Here is a 15,345-nt window from a genome sequence, read left to right as displayed (position 1 = left end):
TTTAATTGAATGAGAATGATTTAACGCATATCCTTAGTTTTGTTGAATGCAAAAGATGCTGATTATTCAAACTGCTTTTATAGGGGATGTGGTTTTAGCAAGCGCAATGTTAGAATCTTTGCATCAAGCTTATCCAACGGCTGAATTAGATATATTGGTTCGTAAGGGAAATGAATCTTTATTTGCAGGACATCCCTACTTGCACAATGTTTTGGTTTGGAATAAGCAAAACGACAAATACAAGCATCTCTGGCAAGTTTTAACTCAGATTCGGAAAAACAAATATGATGCAGTAATCAATTTACAACGATATGCTGCAACAGGCTTTTTGACTGCTTTTTCGAGAGCAAAAGAAAAAATTGGGTTTGATAAAAATCCACTCAGCTTTTTTTTCACTAAAGTAATTCAACACCAAATGGGTATCAGTACTGGGTTGCATGAAATTGAGCGGAATCAATTGTTGTTGCATTGGCCCGCCCCCAAGCTTTGTATGCCCAAACTATATCCAACCGAAAAGGATTTTCATTTTGTTGAACAATTTAAGCATGGACAATACATTTGTTTTGCTCCTTCATCAGTATGGATGACCAAGCAGTTTCCGCCAGAAAAATGGATTGCATTTTTAAAACAATTGCCTTCAACAATTCAAGTATATGCACTGGGTGGCCCCAGTGATTTTACATTATGTCAAGAAATTATTGACCAAAGTGGCCATTCTCAATCTATTAATTTAGCCGGCAAATGCAATTTTTTGCAATCTGCTGCATTAATGAAAGATGCATTAATGAATTATGTGAATGATTCAGCGCCAATGCATTTTTGCTCTTCGGTTAATGCGCCTGTAACGGCCATTTATTGTTCCACTATACCAGGTTTTGGATATGGTCCTTTGAGCACAAAAAGTTTTATTGTTCAAATTAATCGGGAACTAACTTGTAGACCCTGTGGGCTACATGGGAAGAGTCAATGTCCTGAAGGGCATTTTGATTGTGGATATAAAATTGAAATAGCTCAATTAATGCGTTGCTTGCCCGCTTCATAATAAACAATCTTACATTTGCAGCAATGACCATCCAATTTAGCGATAAGGAAGAAGCTATATTTAAACAAATAGGTGCAGTGGCCGATACATTGAATATGCCCTGCTTTTTAATTGGCGGCTTTGTACGAGATAAAGTCATTGGCAGAAATACCAAAGATGCAGATATTGTTTGTTTAGGAGATGGTATTGCACTTGCACATGCCTATGCAAATGAGTTATCTCCCAAGCCGGTTGTGGCCTATTTTAAAAATTTTGGAACTGCTCAAATTAAACTGGAAGAGTTTGAAATTGAATTTGTTGGTGCTAGAAAAGAGAGTTACCAGCAAAATAGTAGGAAACCCCAAGTTGAGCAAGGTACATTAGCGGATGATCAAAATAGAAGAGATTTTACTATTAATGCATTGGCAATTGGCTTGAATAAGGAACAATTTGGAAAGTTATTGGACCCCTTTGACGGTATACAAGCTATAGCGGATAAAAGAATTCAAACACCATTAGAACCAGTACAAACTTTTAGTGACGATCCATTGCGAATGTTGAGGGCCATCCGATTTGCAGCTCAATTGAATTTTGTTATAGAAGAAAATACTTTTAAAGCAATCGGAGAGAATGTGCACCGAATGAAAATAGTGAGTCAAGAAAGGATAACGGATGAGTTGAATAAAATCATGCTATGCGCCAAGCCTTCTATTGGATGGGACTTACTCTACAAATCGGGGTTGCTTAAATTGATTTTCCCTCAAATGGTAGACTTGCATGGGGCGGTATATATAGAAGGAAAAGGGCATAAAGATAATTTTTACCACACCCTTCAAGTATTAGATAATATTGTTCCGAATACACAAAATTTGTGGCTTCGATGGGCTGCTTTATTGCACGATATAGGGAAGCCGGCTACAAAAAAATTTGAAGAGGGGCATGGATGGACATTTCATGGGCATGAAGTAGTGGGGGCTAGGATGGTGCCTAAAATATTTTCTAAGTTGAAATTGCCCTTGCATGAGCCCATGAAATATGTTCAAAAGCTGGTTCTATTGCATTTGCGACCAATCAGTTTGACCAAAGAAAATATTACGGATAGTGCGGTAAGAAGGTTATTATTTGATGCAGGAGAAGATATTGACGATTTAATGACGCTGTGTGCAGCTGATATCACCAGCAAGAATAAGCAGAAAGTAAACCGGTACTTGCAGAACTTTGAAATGGTTAAAGAGCGGATGCAACAGGTAGAAACCCAAGACCAGCTTAGGAATTGGCAGCCTCCTATCAGTGGGGAATTAATTATGGAAGTGTTTGGATTAACCCCAGGTAGAAATGTAGGAATAATTAAAGATGCGATACGCGAAGCGATATTAGATGGGATCATTCCGAACCAATATGAATTGGCTTATCAATATATGTTAGAAAAAGGAGCAGAATTGAATTTAAAACCCGTTAAATAATCGCTATTTTGCAGCCCAATCATTAAATCTTGGCGGGATGGCTGTTTTAAAGTTTAGAATTTATTTAGAGGAAGACGACGCGGTTTATCGCGATATCGTTATAAAGCATAACCAAAACTTTTTGGACTTGCATTTTGCTATTTTAAAATCCTTTGAATTTGATTCGAAGCACCAAGCCACTTTTTTTCGAAGCAATGATAATTGGTTGCGCGGAAGGGAAATTAGTTATGCAAAATATGATAAACCTTATCGCGTAGAACCCTTGTTAATGGCCGAAACTACCATTGGTTCTGAAATACAGGATGTAAATCAAAAATTTATTTACGAATATGATTTTGCCAAAGGCTGGGTATTCTTAGTGGCATTGATTAGCGTAAGTAAAGAATCTAACCCAAAATTAACTTATCCAACTGTTTCAAGGGTAGAAGGTATTGGACCACAGCAGTATGGAACAAAAAGTTTGTTGGGTGACAAGTTTGCCGATATTGAAGAGAAATATGATTTAAATGAAGCTACGGAGGGCTTTGGTGAGGAAGGAGAAGAAGCTGAAAGTGAAGCCGACGGCGATGATGATGGAATTGGTGGTGAAGAACAAAGAGATGATTTTGAAGATTAAACCAACTATTTATATTCTTGCAGGCCCAACAGCTGTGGGTAAAACAGCTGTGTCCATCGCCTTGGCCAAGGCACTAAATACAGCTATTATTTCTGCTGATTCAAGACAATGTTTTACTGAATTGTCCATTGGTGTTGCAAGACCAAGTGATGCTGAATTGGCTGCAGTACAGCATTATTTTATTGCCGATCATTCTGTTCAAGCAGATATAAATGCAGGTTATTTTGAGCAATTTGCTTTAGAAAAGGCTGAAACCATTTTTGCTAAAAATGACCACTTGGTTATGGTGGGTGGCACGGGTTTGTATATTCGCGCTTTTTGTGAGGGCATTGATCCAATGCCACAAATAGATCCAAGTATCCGTGAAGCCATTATTGCCAATTATACCTCAAAGGGTTTAATTTGGTTACAAGCCGAATTAAAGCATCGTGATCCAGTATTTTGGGAAACAGCTGAGCAATCGAATCCACAAAGATTGATGCGTGCTTTAGAAGTATTAAATGCAACAGGTAAATCTATTCTCCATTTTAGAACTGCTGAAAAAAAACAACGTCCATTTAATATAGTGAAAATTGGATTAGAAATGCCGATGGATCTATTGACTAATCGAATAAATTTACGAGTAGATCAAATGATTCAAGATGGATTAATTGAAGAAGTGCAATCAGTAGTTCAATATAGAAATAAACCTGCTTTACAAACAGTGGGATATAAAGAGGTATTTGATTATTTAGATGGAAATATTTCAAAAGAACAAGCCATACTACAAATTAAACACCATACCCGCCAATATGCGAAACGACAAATGACTTGGTTTAAAAAAGACCCTGAATTCAAATGGATTAATATGGCTAATGAATCAGTAGAATCAGTGGTAGCAACAATATTTAGTTGAAAATACTTGGTTAATAAATATTGACTTCTCTTTCTAGTAGAATTCTAAAACTCGCTTGAACTTTTTCAATAATTTGTGTACTTAAATTGTAAATTTCAGCACCAGTGGCAGTTCCATAGTTAACTAAAACAAGTGGCTGTAATGGATAACATCCTGCATCGCCTGTTCTGAAACCTTTCCATCCAGTTTGCTCAATTAGCCATGCTGCAGGAACTTTGGTAAGTGCTGTTGCTGAAACTGCAAACCCTGGCATGTCTTTGTAATCTTTTTTAAGTTGATTGTATAATGCCGTTGGAATGATTGGATTTTTAAAGAAACTACCTGCATTTCCTATTTTAGATGGGTCGGGTAATTTGCGTTGTCTAATACGTATCACTGCTTCGGAAATGGATTGTATATTGGGTTCTTGAACATTCATATTAATTAATTCCTCTTCAATATTTCCATAGCTGGTATTATATTTTGGTGTTTTGCGCAATTTAAGTACTACTGAGAGGATGATGAATTGGTTTCGTAACTCATGTTTAAATATACTTTCCCTGTATCCAAATTTACATGCTGTATTATTAAAAGTGACTATTGATCCATCACTAATTTGTATGGCTTCTAATGATTCAAATACATCTTTTATTTCTACTCCATAAGCGCCAATGTTTTGCATGGGGGATGCCCCTACATTGCCCGGAATTAAACTCATGTTTTCAATTCCTTGGTATTGCTTATGAACGCAATAAGTTACTAGTTGATGCCAGTTTTCACCAGCCATTGCTTTTACATAATAATAGGATTCGTCTTCTTTTTCTAGGGAAATTCCTTTCAGTAAATTTTGTAAAACAAGTCCATCATAATTTTTAGTAAACAGTAAGTTGCTGCCTCCGCCAAGAACCAGTAGGGGATAATTATTTATTTTATTCCATTCTAACAATTCTTGCATTTCATTCAATGAACTAACTGTACAAAACTGTTTAGCTAATACATGAATGCCAAAGCTATTGAAGGGTTTTAGTGAAGTATTTTCTTGTAGTTGAATCATTAATAAATTGGATCGGCATTAGGAATAATATGAACGGATCGATATCTTTTATTACTTTGAATAATGACCATTTGTTGATGAATAGCTCTTTTGCAATTATTTACTGTACGGCTATCTTTTGGTAGCTTTAATAAAATTTCCCAAATATATTGATTTCGTATTCTGTCTACAATCGGTTGGGATGGACCATTAATAAATGAACCAAATTGATTTAGAAGTCCTTGCTGCATTATATTGGCTGCTTCCTCTGCAATATGTTTGTCTTTGTGTTTGAAAATAACCTGAATTAATCTAGTAAAGGGTGGGTATTGAAATTGTTGCCTATTCTCTATTTCAAATTGATACAATGCTTGGTAATTATGTTGCTGCACAAATTGAAGCACAGGGTGTTGTAAATTACTCACTTGTATCATTACCTTGCCTAATCCATCTTTTCTACCTGCTCTTCCACTTACTTGTTCCATTAATTGGTAAGCTCTTTCGTTCACCCTGAAGTCTGTGAAGTTCAAAATACCATCGGCGTCTATTATCCCCACTAAACTTACTTTTTCAAAATCTAAGCCTTTTACCACCATTTGTGTACCCACTAAAATATCAATCCGATGTTGCTCAAATATTTTAATGAGGTTGTCATGATCGTGTTTGCCTTTTATGCTATCATAATCCATGCGGGCAATAATGGCTTGGGGGAAAGCATCGGCAACCAATTCTTCTATTTTTTCTGTTCCAAAATTCTTTTGAATAAAATGATGGTTCCCACATGCTAAACAGGTTTGCAAAATGGGATAGGTTGTACCACAATAATGACAAGACAATTTCTGTTTTCCTTTATGAAAAGTGAGTGTTACATCACAATGATTACAATGTGGAATCCATCCACAAGTATTGCAAATCATATAAGGAGCATAACCTCTTCTATTTTGAAATAAAATGATTTGTTTCTTGGCATCTAAAGTTTCCTGAATTCCTTTTAGTAAAGCAGGGGATAATGGATTTTCACTTCTTTTTTTAGGCGGTATTTGTTTAAGGTCAATTAATTCAATGCTGGGCATAGCAACCTCTCCATATCTTTCCAATAATTCTACTAAGCCATATTTTTTTTGTTGAACATTAAAATAGGTTTCAATAGAAGGGGTAGCTGATCCAAGTAAAACCTTTGCATTAAATAAGGATGCATAGTAAATGGCAGCATCTCTACTATGATAGCGCGGTGATGGTTCTTGCTGTTTGTAAGAAGCATCGTGTTCTTCATCACAAATAATTAAACCCAAATTATTGAATGGTAAAAACAATGCTGATCTTGCGCCTAATACTACTTTGGTTTCGCCTGAATTTATTTTATTCCAAATTTCAACTCTTTCGTTGGGATTAAATTTTGAGTGGTAAATCGCAATATGGCCACCCAAACTTTTTTGTAACCTTCTAATCATTTGCGCTGTTAGGGCAATTTCAGGAAGTAAGTACAATACTTGTTTGCCTAGTTGAATTTGCTCTTCAATCAGTTTCATGTACACTTGTGTTTTACCACTAGAAGTGATTCCATGCAGCAGACAAACTGTTTTTGATTCAAATGCATTTTTAATAGAAGCTAGTGCTTTTTCTTGAACTGCAGAAAGGGTGAAATCTAAACTGAGTATTTTGGGTAAACTGGGTAATCTGTCGGTATTTCTTTTTTCAACAATTATTATTCCTTTTTCAATTAAGCCTTTTAATTGTGCTGCATTAGCATTTGCTTTTTTTAATAGGTCTGGTTGAGTTACTACGCCAATGGTATTTTTTAAGTGTAAATAGGCTAAGAGTAATTCCATTTGTTTAGGGGCTCTGCTCCAATTATTTAATAATTGCTCAAGTTGGTCTTCTTGAGCATATTTGGGGTGCAGTAGAATGTAATTTTCTGTTTTTTGCTTGTATTTTTCTTTTAGTTCTTCCCAAACAAAGCAGACGCCTTTTTCTACCAGTTTTTTAATAACGGGATAAGTGTTATTGATGTCTAGTAATTGCTGTACTTCACTTATTTTGAGTTCTCCTTTAATTTCTAGTGCTTCTGCAATAATGAATTCTGAGTCGGATAAGTCACTAAAATCTAAAGTTCTTTCTTCGTTCCATTGCAAAACACTTTCGCTCGAAAGTTTTAGATTAGCGGGGATTGCAGCTTGCATAACTTCTCCCTCGGTGCACATATAATATTGCGCTATCCATTCCCATAATTTTAATTGGGTTTCATTTACAACAGGACTACTGTCTAAAATATTTAAAATAGGGGATGGGGTAAATCCTACAGGGATCTCGCCGACGATTCTTTTTACAATCCCTGCGTATTTTTTATTTTTTCGTAAAGCAACTTCCACTCTAATCCCTGGAACTATGCCCAATTGCATCTGCTCCGGAACCTGCCAGGTATAATTTTTTGGCAATGCCAATGGTATAATTACTTCAATAAACAAAATGAGATTTTAAACAAAAATACGTTTATGGAGTGGGATAAGAGATATATCGTTTTAGCCCCTCTTCCATGATTTGGTATACTTTTTCTTTTAATAGGGGGATATCTTTCATGGTCAGTCCATTCACAGGCACTTCATTTAAATAGACCACTCTATTTTCTCCGGGGTTTAATTCAAAAAGCGAGCGATAGTGCATTCGTTTTAACGTATCTACCAATAATAATGGTTTAATGGGCGTTTGTGTTTCAATAGCAATTCTAAAAGCGCCATCAAAGAAATTTTTTAGCGGTTGTTTGGTTTCATTAAAGGTTCCTTCTGGGAAAATAATAATGGAGATATGGTTTTTAATTGCAGCTTTAAGTGCTCGAACACTTTTTGCTCTTGTGTCGGCGTTCTTTCTATTTACTAAAATTACTGCTGCCCTATATATCCATCCAAAAATGGGTACTTTGACCATCTCATATTTACCTAAAGCCCTTATGGGTTGATGGATAGCTAAAACAATAGGCGGGATATCCATGTAGGAAATATGGTTGGCAACAAAAATATATTGCTTGTTAGTGTCATGAGGATACTCGTATATCTCTTTATGCGTAACCCCAATGGTATAGTACCATAATTGCGCCCAGATACGGCAACAACGGTATACTAAATTTCCTCCCCTTACTTTACCAGCACTGATAGATAACATAGCAAAAGGGAAGACGATTAACATGACTAACACAAATGTAATTAGTGCATATATCGTGAAAAGAAACAAGCCAATCTTTTTAACAAATCCCATAGCGGGCAAAAGATATTAAACAGTTGGGCTTTCACCAAAATATTCATCTACTTTTCTAGCACAAGCCCTCCCTTCACTGATGGCCCAAACAACTAAGCTTTGTCCTCTTCTCATATCACCTGCAGCAAATACTTTTTGAATATTGGTTTGGTATTGCTTTTCATTGGCTTTTACATTTCCTCTTTCGTCTAATTCAATTTCAAGTTTTTCTAATAATCCCTCTTTTTGCGGACTTACAAATCCCATTGCTAATAATGCTAGTTCGCAAGGAATTTCTTTTTCCGTTCCAGCTATTTCTACAAAGCCAGCAGTCTTTCCGTCTTCGGTTATTTTCCATTCTAATTGCACTGTTACCAATGCCTTTAAATTTCCTTTTTCGTCTCCAATAAACTTTTTAGTAGCTATAGCCCATTCTCTGTTGGCTCCCTCCTCATGTGAAGAAGTAGTTTTCAGTATAAAAGGATACTGTGGCCATGGCATATGGGGCGTTCTAGATGCAGGAGGTTTAGGCATTAACTCTAATTGTGTAATGCTTTTTGCTTGTTGTCTATTAGCAGTTCCGATACAATCACTGCCAGTATCTCCTCCACCGATAACGACCACGTTTTTATTGGTGGCTATAATTGGGTTTGATTCATCATTAATTTCGGCCACACGCTTATTTTGTTGCTTTAAAAAATCCATCGCAAAATGGACGCCTTTTAGATGCCGGCCTTCAATTGTAAGGTCTCTAGGAATGGTAGCCCCACCTGCTAAAACGATGGCACTGTATTCACGAAGTAAATCGTTGATACTGATTGTTACGCCAACATTGGCATTGCATTTAAAAACAATTCCCTCGGCTTCCATTAATTGAATTCTTCTATCAATTACCCATTTCTCTAATTTAAAGTCGGGGATGCCATATCTTAATAACCCTCCAGGTGCATCATCTCTTTCAAACACGGTTACTTGATGGCCCGAATAATTTAATTGCGCTGCTGCTGCTAACCCAGCGGGTCCTGATCCAATCACTGCAACTGTTTTGCCAGTTCTGGTAAGTGGCTTGAAAGGTTTGACTAACCCTTTTTCAAACGCAATTTCAATGATATGCTTTTCTATTTCTTCAATAGCAACTGGCGGTTGATTGATGCCTAATACGCAAGAAGACTCACATGGGGCAGGGCATATTCTTCCTGTGAATTCAGGGAAGTTATTGGTGGCAGATAATATTTCATAAGCTTCAGCCCAATTTTTTTTGTACACTGCATCGTTAAATTCAGGAATAATATTTCCTAAAGGGCAGCCGTTATGGCAAAAAGGAACGCCACAATTCATGCATCTAGCACTTTGTTGGTTGAGTTCTTGAGTAGATAATGGTGCAACAAATTCTTTATAATGAAGCACTCTTTCGCTAATTGGTTGCTTAGTAGGAGTTGCCCTTTCAAATTCTAAAAATCCAGTTGGTTTACCCATGGTAATTATTTTAAAACAGTGTTGTGTTGATTTTTTTTAGCGAGCGCTTTTTTATAGTCAGTAGGAAATACTTTTATAAAGTGGGCTAATTGATGATCAAAATCTTTCAAGATAAAAGCTGCAACACTGCTATTGGTATAATTAAAATGTTGTTGAATCAATGCTTTTAATACATTAGCGTCATATTCATCTAAAGGATCTAATTCAACCATTTCCAAATTACAATTAGCTACAAATTCATGGTTGGTATCATAGATGTAGGCAATGCCACCACTCATGCCTGCTGCAAAATTTCTACCTGTGTTGCCAAGAATCACCGCAATGCCTCCTGTCATGTATTCGCAGCCATGATCGCCGATACCTTCAACCACTACTTTGGCGCCTGAATTTCTTACTGCAAAACGTTCTCCTGCTTTTCCTCTAATATAAGCTTCGCCGTTGGTTGCTCCATATAAAGCCACATTCCCAATTATGCTATTTTGTTCTGCAATAAATTGTGCATTAGCATCAGGGTAAACAATCAATTTAGCCCCACTTAGTCCCTTGCCAAAATAATCGTTGGCATCACCTTCTAATTCTAATTTTAATCCAACGGTATTGAAGGCCCCAAAGCTTTGTCCTGCAGTTCCTTTGAATTTAAAATGGATGCTGTCTTCTGGCAAGCCCTTGCTCTTATAAAGCTTAGTAATTTCATTAGATACTATGGTGCCTACAGTTCTGTCTGTATTAACAATTGCAAATTCGCCAAATACTTTTTCGCCATTTGCAATTGCGGGTTTTGCAGCAGCCAATAATTTCCAATCGAGTACTGCAGCCAACCCATGATTTTGTAATTCTTGTGCAAATAAGCCCGTATCCTCATCAGCTGGTTCTTTGTATAAAATTTTTGACAGATCTAATTGGTTGTATTTCCAATGCGAAATAGTTGATCTCTGTTGTAAAAAATTGGTTTGACCAATCATTTCATTCACTGTTTTAAAGCCCAATTCCGCCATGATTTCGCGCAATTCCTGTGTAATGAATTTGAAAAAATTTACTACATGATTCGGGTCTCCTGTAAATCTTTTACGCAATGTTTCATCTTGTGTTGCAACGCCAACAGGGCAAGTGTTTAAATGGCACTTGCGCATCATGATGCAGCCTTCTACTATTAAAGCTGCGGTAGCGACGCCCCATTCTTCTGCGCCCAATAATGCAGCCATGGCAATATCTTTTCCTGTTTTCATTTGCCCGTCTGCTTGAACAATTACCCTTGAACGTAATTTGTTTTTTACCAAGGTTTGATGCGTTTCCGCTAATCCTAATTCCCAAGGTAAGCCAGCATGTTTTACAGAACTGATAGGAGAAGCGCCTGTTCCTCCATCATGGCCTGCAATCAATACCACATCAGCTTTGGCTTTTGCTACACCTGCAGCAATGGTACCCACACCCGCTTTAGAAACCAACTTCACGTTAATGCGTGCAGCACGATTGGCATTTTTTAAATCAAAAATTAATTGAGCTAAATCTTCAATTGAATAAATATCATGATGGGGGGGAGGAGAGATCAATCCTACACCCGGTGTAGCATGTCTTGTTTTGCCAATCCATTCATCTACTTTGTGTCCTGGTAATTGACCACCTTCACCAGGCTTGGCACCCTGCGCCATTTTAATTTGAATTTCATCAGCTTCTGTCAAGTACAAAGATGTTACCCCAAATCTTGCAGACGCTACTTGTTTTATTGCCGAACGCATGCTGTCTCCATTAGGTAGGGGAGTGTATCTAATTTCATCTTCTCCGCCTTCTCCTGTATTGCTTTTTCCACCCAATCGATTCATGGCAATAGCTAGTGTGGTATGTGCTTCCCAAGAGACCGATCCAAAAGACATCGCCCCAGTAGCAAAACGTTTATAAATATTTTCAGCTGGTTCCACTTCATCTAAAGTGATAGACGGTCTATTACTCACAAATTGCAATTGACTTCTTAGTGTACATGCCTGCTCACTTTGATTATTTATCAATGCAGAATATTTTTTGAATGTGGCATAATCATTACGCTTGGTGGCATCTTGTAATAAGTGAATGGTTTGCGGATTAAATAAATGGAATTCTCCTGTTCGTTTCCATTGGTATACACCGCCCACTGGTAAACGATCAATCACTTTATTTTTTTTACTGAAAGCAACAAAATGTTTGGCCAATGTTTCTCGGGCAATTTCATCTAATCCCATTCCTTCAATTCTTGAAGTTGCGCCCGTAAAATATTGATTGACTACTTCACTATTAATACCAATGATTTCAAAAATCTGTGCACCTTGATAGCTTTGTAAAGTAGAGATTCCCATTTTAGAAAACACTTTTAACAAGCCATCATTCACCGCCTTGATATAATTTTTCTTGAGCTGTTCTATGTCTAATGGGCTATCTATTTTATTAGATATTTTCATGTCTCTGATAGAAGACAATGCCAGATAAGGATTGATGGCAGTAGCTCCAAATCCAATCAAGCAAGCAAAGTGATGGGTTTCCCAAACATCGCCTGCTTCAACAATTAATCCCACCTGACCTCTGTATCCTTTTTTGATTAAGTGATGGTGAACTGCTGCAGTCGCTAATAAAGACGGAATAGGTGCGTGGTCAGAATCAATAGCGCGGTCTGTTAAGATGATGACTTCAAATCCATCTTGTACTGCGTCTACTGCATATCTACAAAGTCTATCCAATCCATCTTTTAGAGAACCTGCTTTCCCATCTGCTCTAAAATAGAGTTGTAAAGTTTTGGCTTGAAAAACGCCTGTGTCAATACTCCTGATTTTTTCTAATTCGTGATTGTTAAGAATGGGATGCTGTAATGCAACGCTATGACATGCAGTAGGTTCTTCAATTAATAAATTACCATTGCTGCCCGCAAAAGTGGCCAAAGACATAACCATTTTTTCACGAATAGGATCAATTGGAGGATTGGTTACTTGTGCAAATAATTGTTTGAAGTAGGCGCTCAAATGTTGTGGCTGATTACTCAACACCGCTAATGGCGCATCATTCCCCATAGAGCCAATAGGTTCCTTGCCATCAACAGCCATTGGTGCAATGATCATATCTAAATCTTCCGTTGAGTAACCAAATGCTTTTTGGTATTTAAATACCTGGTCGTGTTCTAAATGTGTAAACATCACCCGAGGCTCAGGCAATTCTTCTAAGCGAATTTTATATTTATTTAACCATTCTGCATACGGTTTTTGAGAGCAGATTTTTTGTTTGAGTTCTTCATCTGAAATGATTCTTCCTTCACTCATGTCTACTACAAACATTTTCCCAGGTTGAAGCCTTCCTTTCTCTTTTACATTCGCAGGGTCTATGGGGAGCACGCCTGTTTCGGAAGCCATGATCACTCTATTGTCGTGGGTAATGGTGTAGCGAGAGGGCCTTAATCCGTTTCTATCTAATGTGGCCCCAATCATTTGACCATTGGTAAATGAAATAGAAGCGGGTCCATCCCAAGGTTCCATTAAGCAAGCATGGTATTCGTAAAATGCTTTTTTAACAGGATCCATCTGCTCATTGCCATCCCAAGCTTCGGGAATCAACATCATCATTACATGCGGTAAAGATCTACCCGTTAAAGTCAGTAATTCTATCATATTGTCTAAAAAGGCAGAGTCCGATTGTCCATTCGTTACAATGGGTAAAATCATGTCTAATTCCTCTTTGGAAAAAGCAGGTGTAGTGAATCCTTTTTCGCTAGATCGAAGCCAGTTTAAATTGCCCTGTAAAGTGTTTATTTCGCCGTTATGGGCAATATATCTAAAAGGTTGTGCAAGTTTCCATGAAGGGAATGTATTAGTGGCAAATCTGGAGTGTACTAAGCCAAATGCAGACACCATTCGTTTATTAGACAAATCAGTAAAGTAATGGCGAACTTGATTACTGGTTAGTTGCCCTTTATAAATAATGGTTCTAGAAGAAAGAGACACTAGGTAAAAGCCTATATCATCTTTACGGATGGTATTGTTGATGGTATGCGACGCATAATTTCGCAGGATAAACAATTTTCTTTCAAATGCCTCCTGGTCTTGAATATGATCAGGACATGCAACAAATACCTGCTCCATACAAGGCTCTACGGAGAGTGCTGTTGGACCGATGTTTGATTTGTTAACGGGTACTTTTCTATATGCAATAATTTCTAGCCCTAGTTTTTCTGCTGCGCGATTAAAAATGTCTCTGCACTCTTCGCGAAGCCCAACCGATTTGGGAAAGAATATCATGCCCACTCCATATCGACCTGCATTGGGTAAATGTTTGCCTAATTGTAAGCACTCATCAAAGAAAAATTCATGTGGAATTTGGATGAGTATGCCTGCTCCATCACCCGAATTGTTTTCGCAACCGCAAGCCCCGCGGTGTTCCATATTCTCTAATACGGTTAATGCATCTAAAATATGTTGGTGGCTTTTATGCCCGAAGATATTGGCTACAAATCCAATGCCGCAAGCATCGTGTTCAAATGAAGCGTCGTAGAGGCCTCCATTGTTTTGGTTACTAAACATTTAGTCCAGTTTAAACGTGGGTGAATAATGGCGGCAATCTTGACTAAAATACAATAAATAACGGTTAATTCAAAGAAATATATCGTGAATACTTAATTATTTAAATATTATTCAAATAATTATAAAAAATATTAAAATATTTCAAAAATATATAAAAATCTCCGATAAGAAGCTTCTAGGACTATTTCGATTTGTCAATATCAAGAATGGTTTGAATCAATGCTGGCAATTATGGCTTTGGTACTGTTTCATCGTTAACTGTCATTGTCTATTTCATTTATATTTTACGTTTAATATTGATGAATGGGCTTTTCAATAAATACCAAAAACTTTGTGGTTCTCCTGAATCAAATTCTTCTAATCCAGGTTTTACTTGTTCAATAGGCTTATATGTAAATGTGCCAAAGAGTCTATCCCATAAAATAAAGATATCGGCGAAGTTGGAATCTGTATAATGTTGATTTTGGTCGTGGTGAATTTTATGGAGATTCGGTGTAGTGAATACAAGGCCAACTGTTTTATCGAGCCATGTTGGGAATCGCAGATTCGCATGTTCAAGAAATAGTAACGGAGTTATTATAAAGAAATATAATCCAAATGCAAGTAGGTCTATCCCGAAAATGCCAGCAGCTAAAATATTGCTAGCGCCAAACCATAGAAATGTTTCAATTGGATGTCCCCGAAAATTGGTTGATGCATCCATATTTGTATCGCTATGATGAACACGGTGAAAACGCCATAAGAAAGGTACAAGATGTCCTAGTCGGTGAAACCAATACATAACAAAATCTAACATGGCTACACCCAGTATTAGTTTCAGCCAATACGGTATTTCAATCAAGTAAAACAATCCAATCTTTCTGCTACTTAACCACTCCATACAGTGCACGACAACAAAGGACCATAAAAAATTTAGCAAAACAAATACTATCAAAAAGAACATATTATTGGCCCAGTGAAAAGTTTTTTTGTTTACACTTATTTGGTTGGTCATTAAGTGTTCAAGGCTGTAAAATAGCACCATTAAGCCGACTGTAATATAGTTGAGGTTAATAACTACCAACTTTTGTAACAGTTCCATTTTCTTAATTTTAAATTTGAA

The 15,345-nt window shown here is 37.0% G+C and carries 10 protein-coding genes; 4 read left to right on the top strand and 6 right to left on the bottom strand.

The features are described 5' to 3' along the window. Positions 1-46: 46 nt before the first annotated feature. From ACTIEI_RS08490 to miaA, 4 genes are read left to right on the top strand one after another with little or no spacing between them, the layout of a single operon-like run. Entirely contained in the window at positions 47-1,042 is a 996-nt protein-coding gene (locus ACTIEI_RS08490; protein WP_439505864.1) for a glycosyltransferase family 9 protein, read from the top strand. Positions 1,043-1,065: 23 nt separating this feature from the next. Beyond that, on the top strand, positions 1,066-2,484 hold the full coding sequence (locus tag ACTIEI_RS08485; RefSeq protein ID WP_439505863.1) for a CCA tRNA nucleotidyltransferase: 1,419 nt from the start codon (positions 1,066-1,068) through the stop codon (positions 2,482-2,484). Between the two features lie 37 nt (positions 2,485-2,521). After that, positions 2,522-3,100, top strand: a complete 579-nt coding sequence (locus ACTIEI_RS08480) for an IS1096 element passenger TnpR family protein (RefSeq protein ID WP_439505862.1) — start codon at positions 2,522-2,524, stop codon at positions 3,098-3,100. After that, entirely contained in the window at positions 3,036-3,995 is a 960-nt protein-coding gene (gene miaA, locus ACTIEI_RS08475) for a tRNA (adenosine(37)-N6)-dimethylallyltransferase MiaA (RefSeq protein ID WP_439505861.1), read from the top strand. Before ACTIEI_RS08480 ends, miaA begins: the two co-directional genes overlap by 65 nt. Positions 3,996-4,005: 10 nt before the next feature. Here the strand turns inward: miaA and murB are convergent, their stop codons facing one another. The 6 genes from murB to ACTIEI_RS08445 all read right to left on the bottom strand — a co-directional run bounded on the left by murB (position 4,006) and on the right by ACTIEI_RS08445 (position 15,324). Beyond that, positions 4,006-5,028 carry a UDP-N-acetylmuramate dehydrogenase gene (gene murB / locus ACTIEI_RS08470; protein ID WP_439505860.1) on the bottom strand — a complete coding sequence of 341 codons (1,023 nt, stop codon included), beginning with the start codon at positions 5,026-5,028 and terminating at the stop codon, positions 4,006-4,008. After that, positions 5,028-7,472 (bottom strand): replication restart helicase PriA, encoded by a 2,445-nt coding sequence (gene priA / locus ACTIEI_RS08465; RefSeq protein WP_439505859.1) that lies wholly within the window; start codon positions 7,470-7,472, stop codon positions 5,028-5,030. The genes murB and priA overlap by 1 nt, the downstream gene beginning before the upstream one ends. 25 nt (positions 7,473-7,497) lie before the next feature. Further along, entirely contained in the window at positions 7,498-8,187 is a 690-nt protein-coding gene (locus tag ACTIEI_RS08460) for a lysophospholipid acyltransferase family protein (RefSeq protein WP_439506246.1), read from the bottom strand. A gap of 84 nt (positions 8,188-8,271) precedes the next feature. Next, entirely contained in the window at positions 8,272-9,711 is a 1,440-nt protein-coding gene (locus ACTIEI_RS08455) for a glutamate synthase subunit beta (protein WP_439505858.1), read from the bottom strand. A gap of 5 nt (positions 9,712-9,716) precedes the next feature. Beyond that, the gene (gltB, locus tag ACTIEI_RS08450; RefSeq protein WP_439505857.1) at positions 9,717-14,243 is read right to left on the bottom strand and encodes a glutamate synthase large subunit; all 4,527 of its coding nucleotides are present in this window, start codon (positions 14,241-14,243) and stop codon (positions 9,717-9,719) included. Between the two features lie 277 nt (positions 14,244-14,520). Beyond that, positions 14,521-15,324 carry a sterol desaturase family protein gene (locus tag ACTIEI_RS08445; RefSeq protein ID WP_439505856.1) on the bottom strand — a complete coding sequence of 268 codons (804 nt, stop codon included), beginning with the start codon at positions 15,322-15,324 and terminating at the stop codon, positions 14,521-14,523. Between the last annotated feature and the right edge of the window lie 21 nt (positions 15,325-15,345).

This window comes from Sediminibacterium sp. (assembly GCF_051860225.1).
Classification (GTDB): domain Bacteria; phylum Bacteroidota; class Bacteroidia; order Chitinophagales; family Chitinophagaceae; genus Sediminibacterium.
The sequence above is the reverse complement of the archived record's forward strand: the minus strand, read 5'-3'. Positions and strand labels throughout refer to the sequence as shown.

Excerpts from the sequence above, each read along its gene's own strand:
- ACTIEI_RS08460 (WP_439506246.1), bottom strand. The coding sequence starts at position 8,187 with ATGTTAATCGTCTTCCCTTTTGCTATGTTATCTATCAGTGCTGGTAAA.
- ACTIEI_RS08490 (WP_439505864.1), top strand. The coding sequence starts at position 47 with ATGCAAAAGATGCTGATTATTCAAACTGCTTTTATAGGGGATGTGGTT.
- ACTIEI_RS08480 (WP_439505862.1), top strand. The coding sequence starts at position 2,522 with ATGGCTGTTTTAAAGTTTAGAATTTATTTAGAGGAAGACGACGCGGTT.
- ACTIEI_RS08445 (WP_439505856.1), bottom strand. The coding sequence starts at position 15,324 with ATGGAACTGTTACAAAAGTTGGTAGTTATTAACCTCAACTATATTACA.
- ACTIEI_RS08455 (WP_439505858.1), bottom strand. The coding sequence starts at position 9,711 with ATGGGTAAACCAACTGGATTTTTAGAATTTGAAAGGGCAACTCCTACT.
- gltB (WP_439505857.1), bottom strand. The coding sequence starts at position 14,243 with ATGTTTAGTAACCAAAACAATGGAGGCCTCTACGACGCTTCATTTGAA.
- ACTIEI_RS08485 (WP_439505863.1), top strand. The coding sequence starts at position 1,066 with ATGACCATCCAATTTAGCGATAAGGAAGAAGCTATATTTAAACAAATA.
- murB (WP_439505860.1), bottom strand. The coding sequence starts at position 5,028 with ATGATTCAACTACAAGAAAATACTTCACTAAAACCCTTCAATAGCTTT.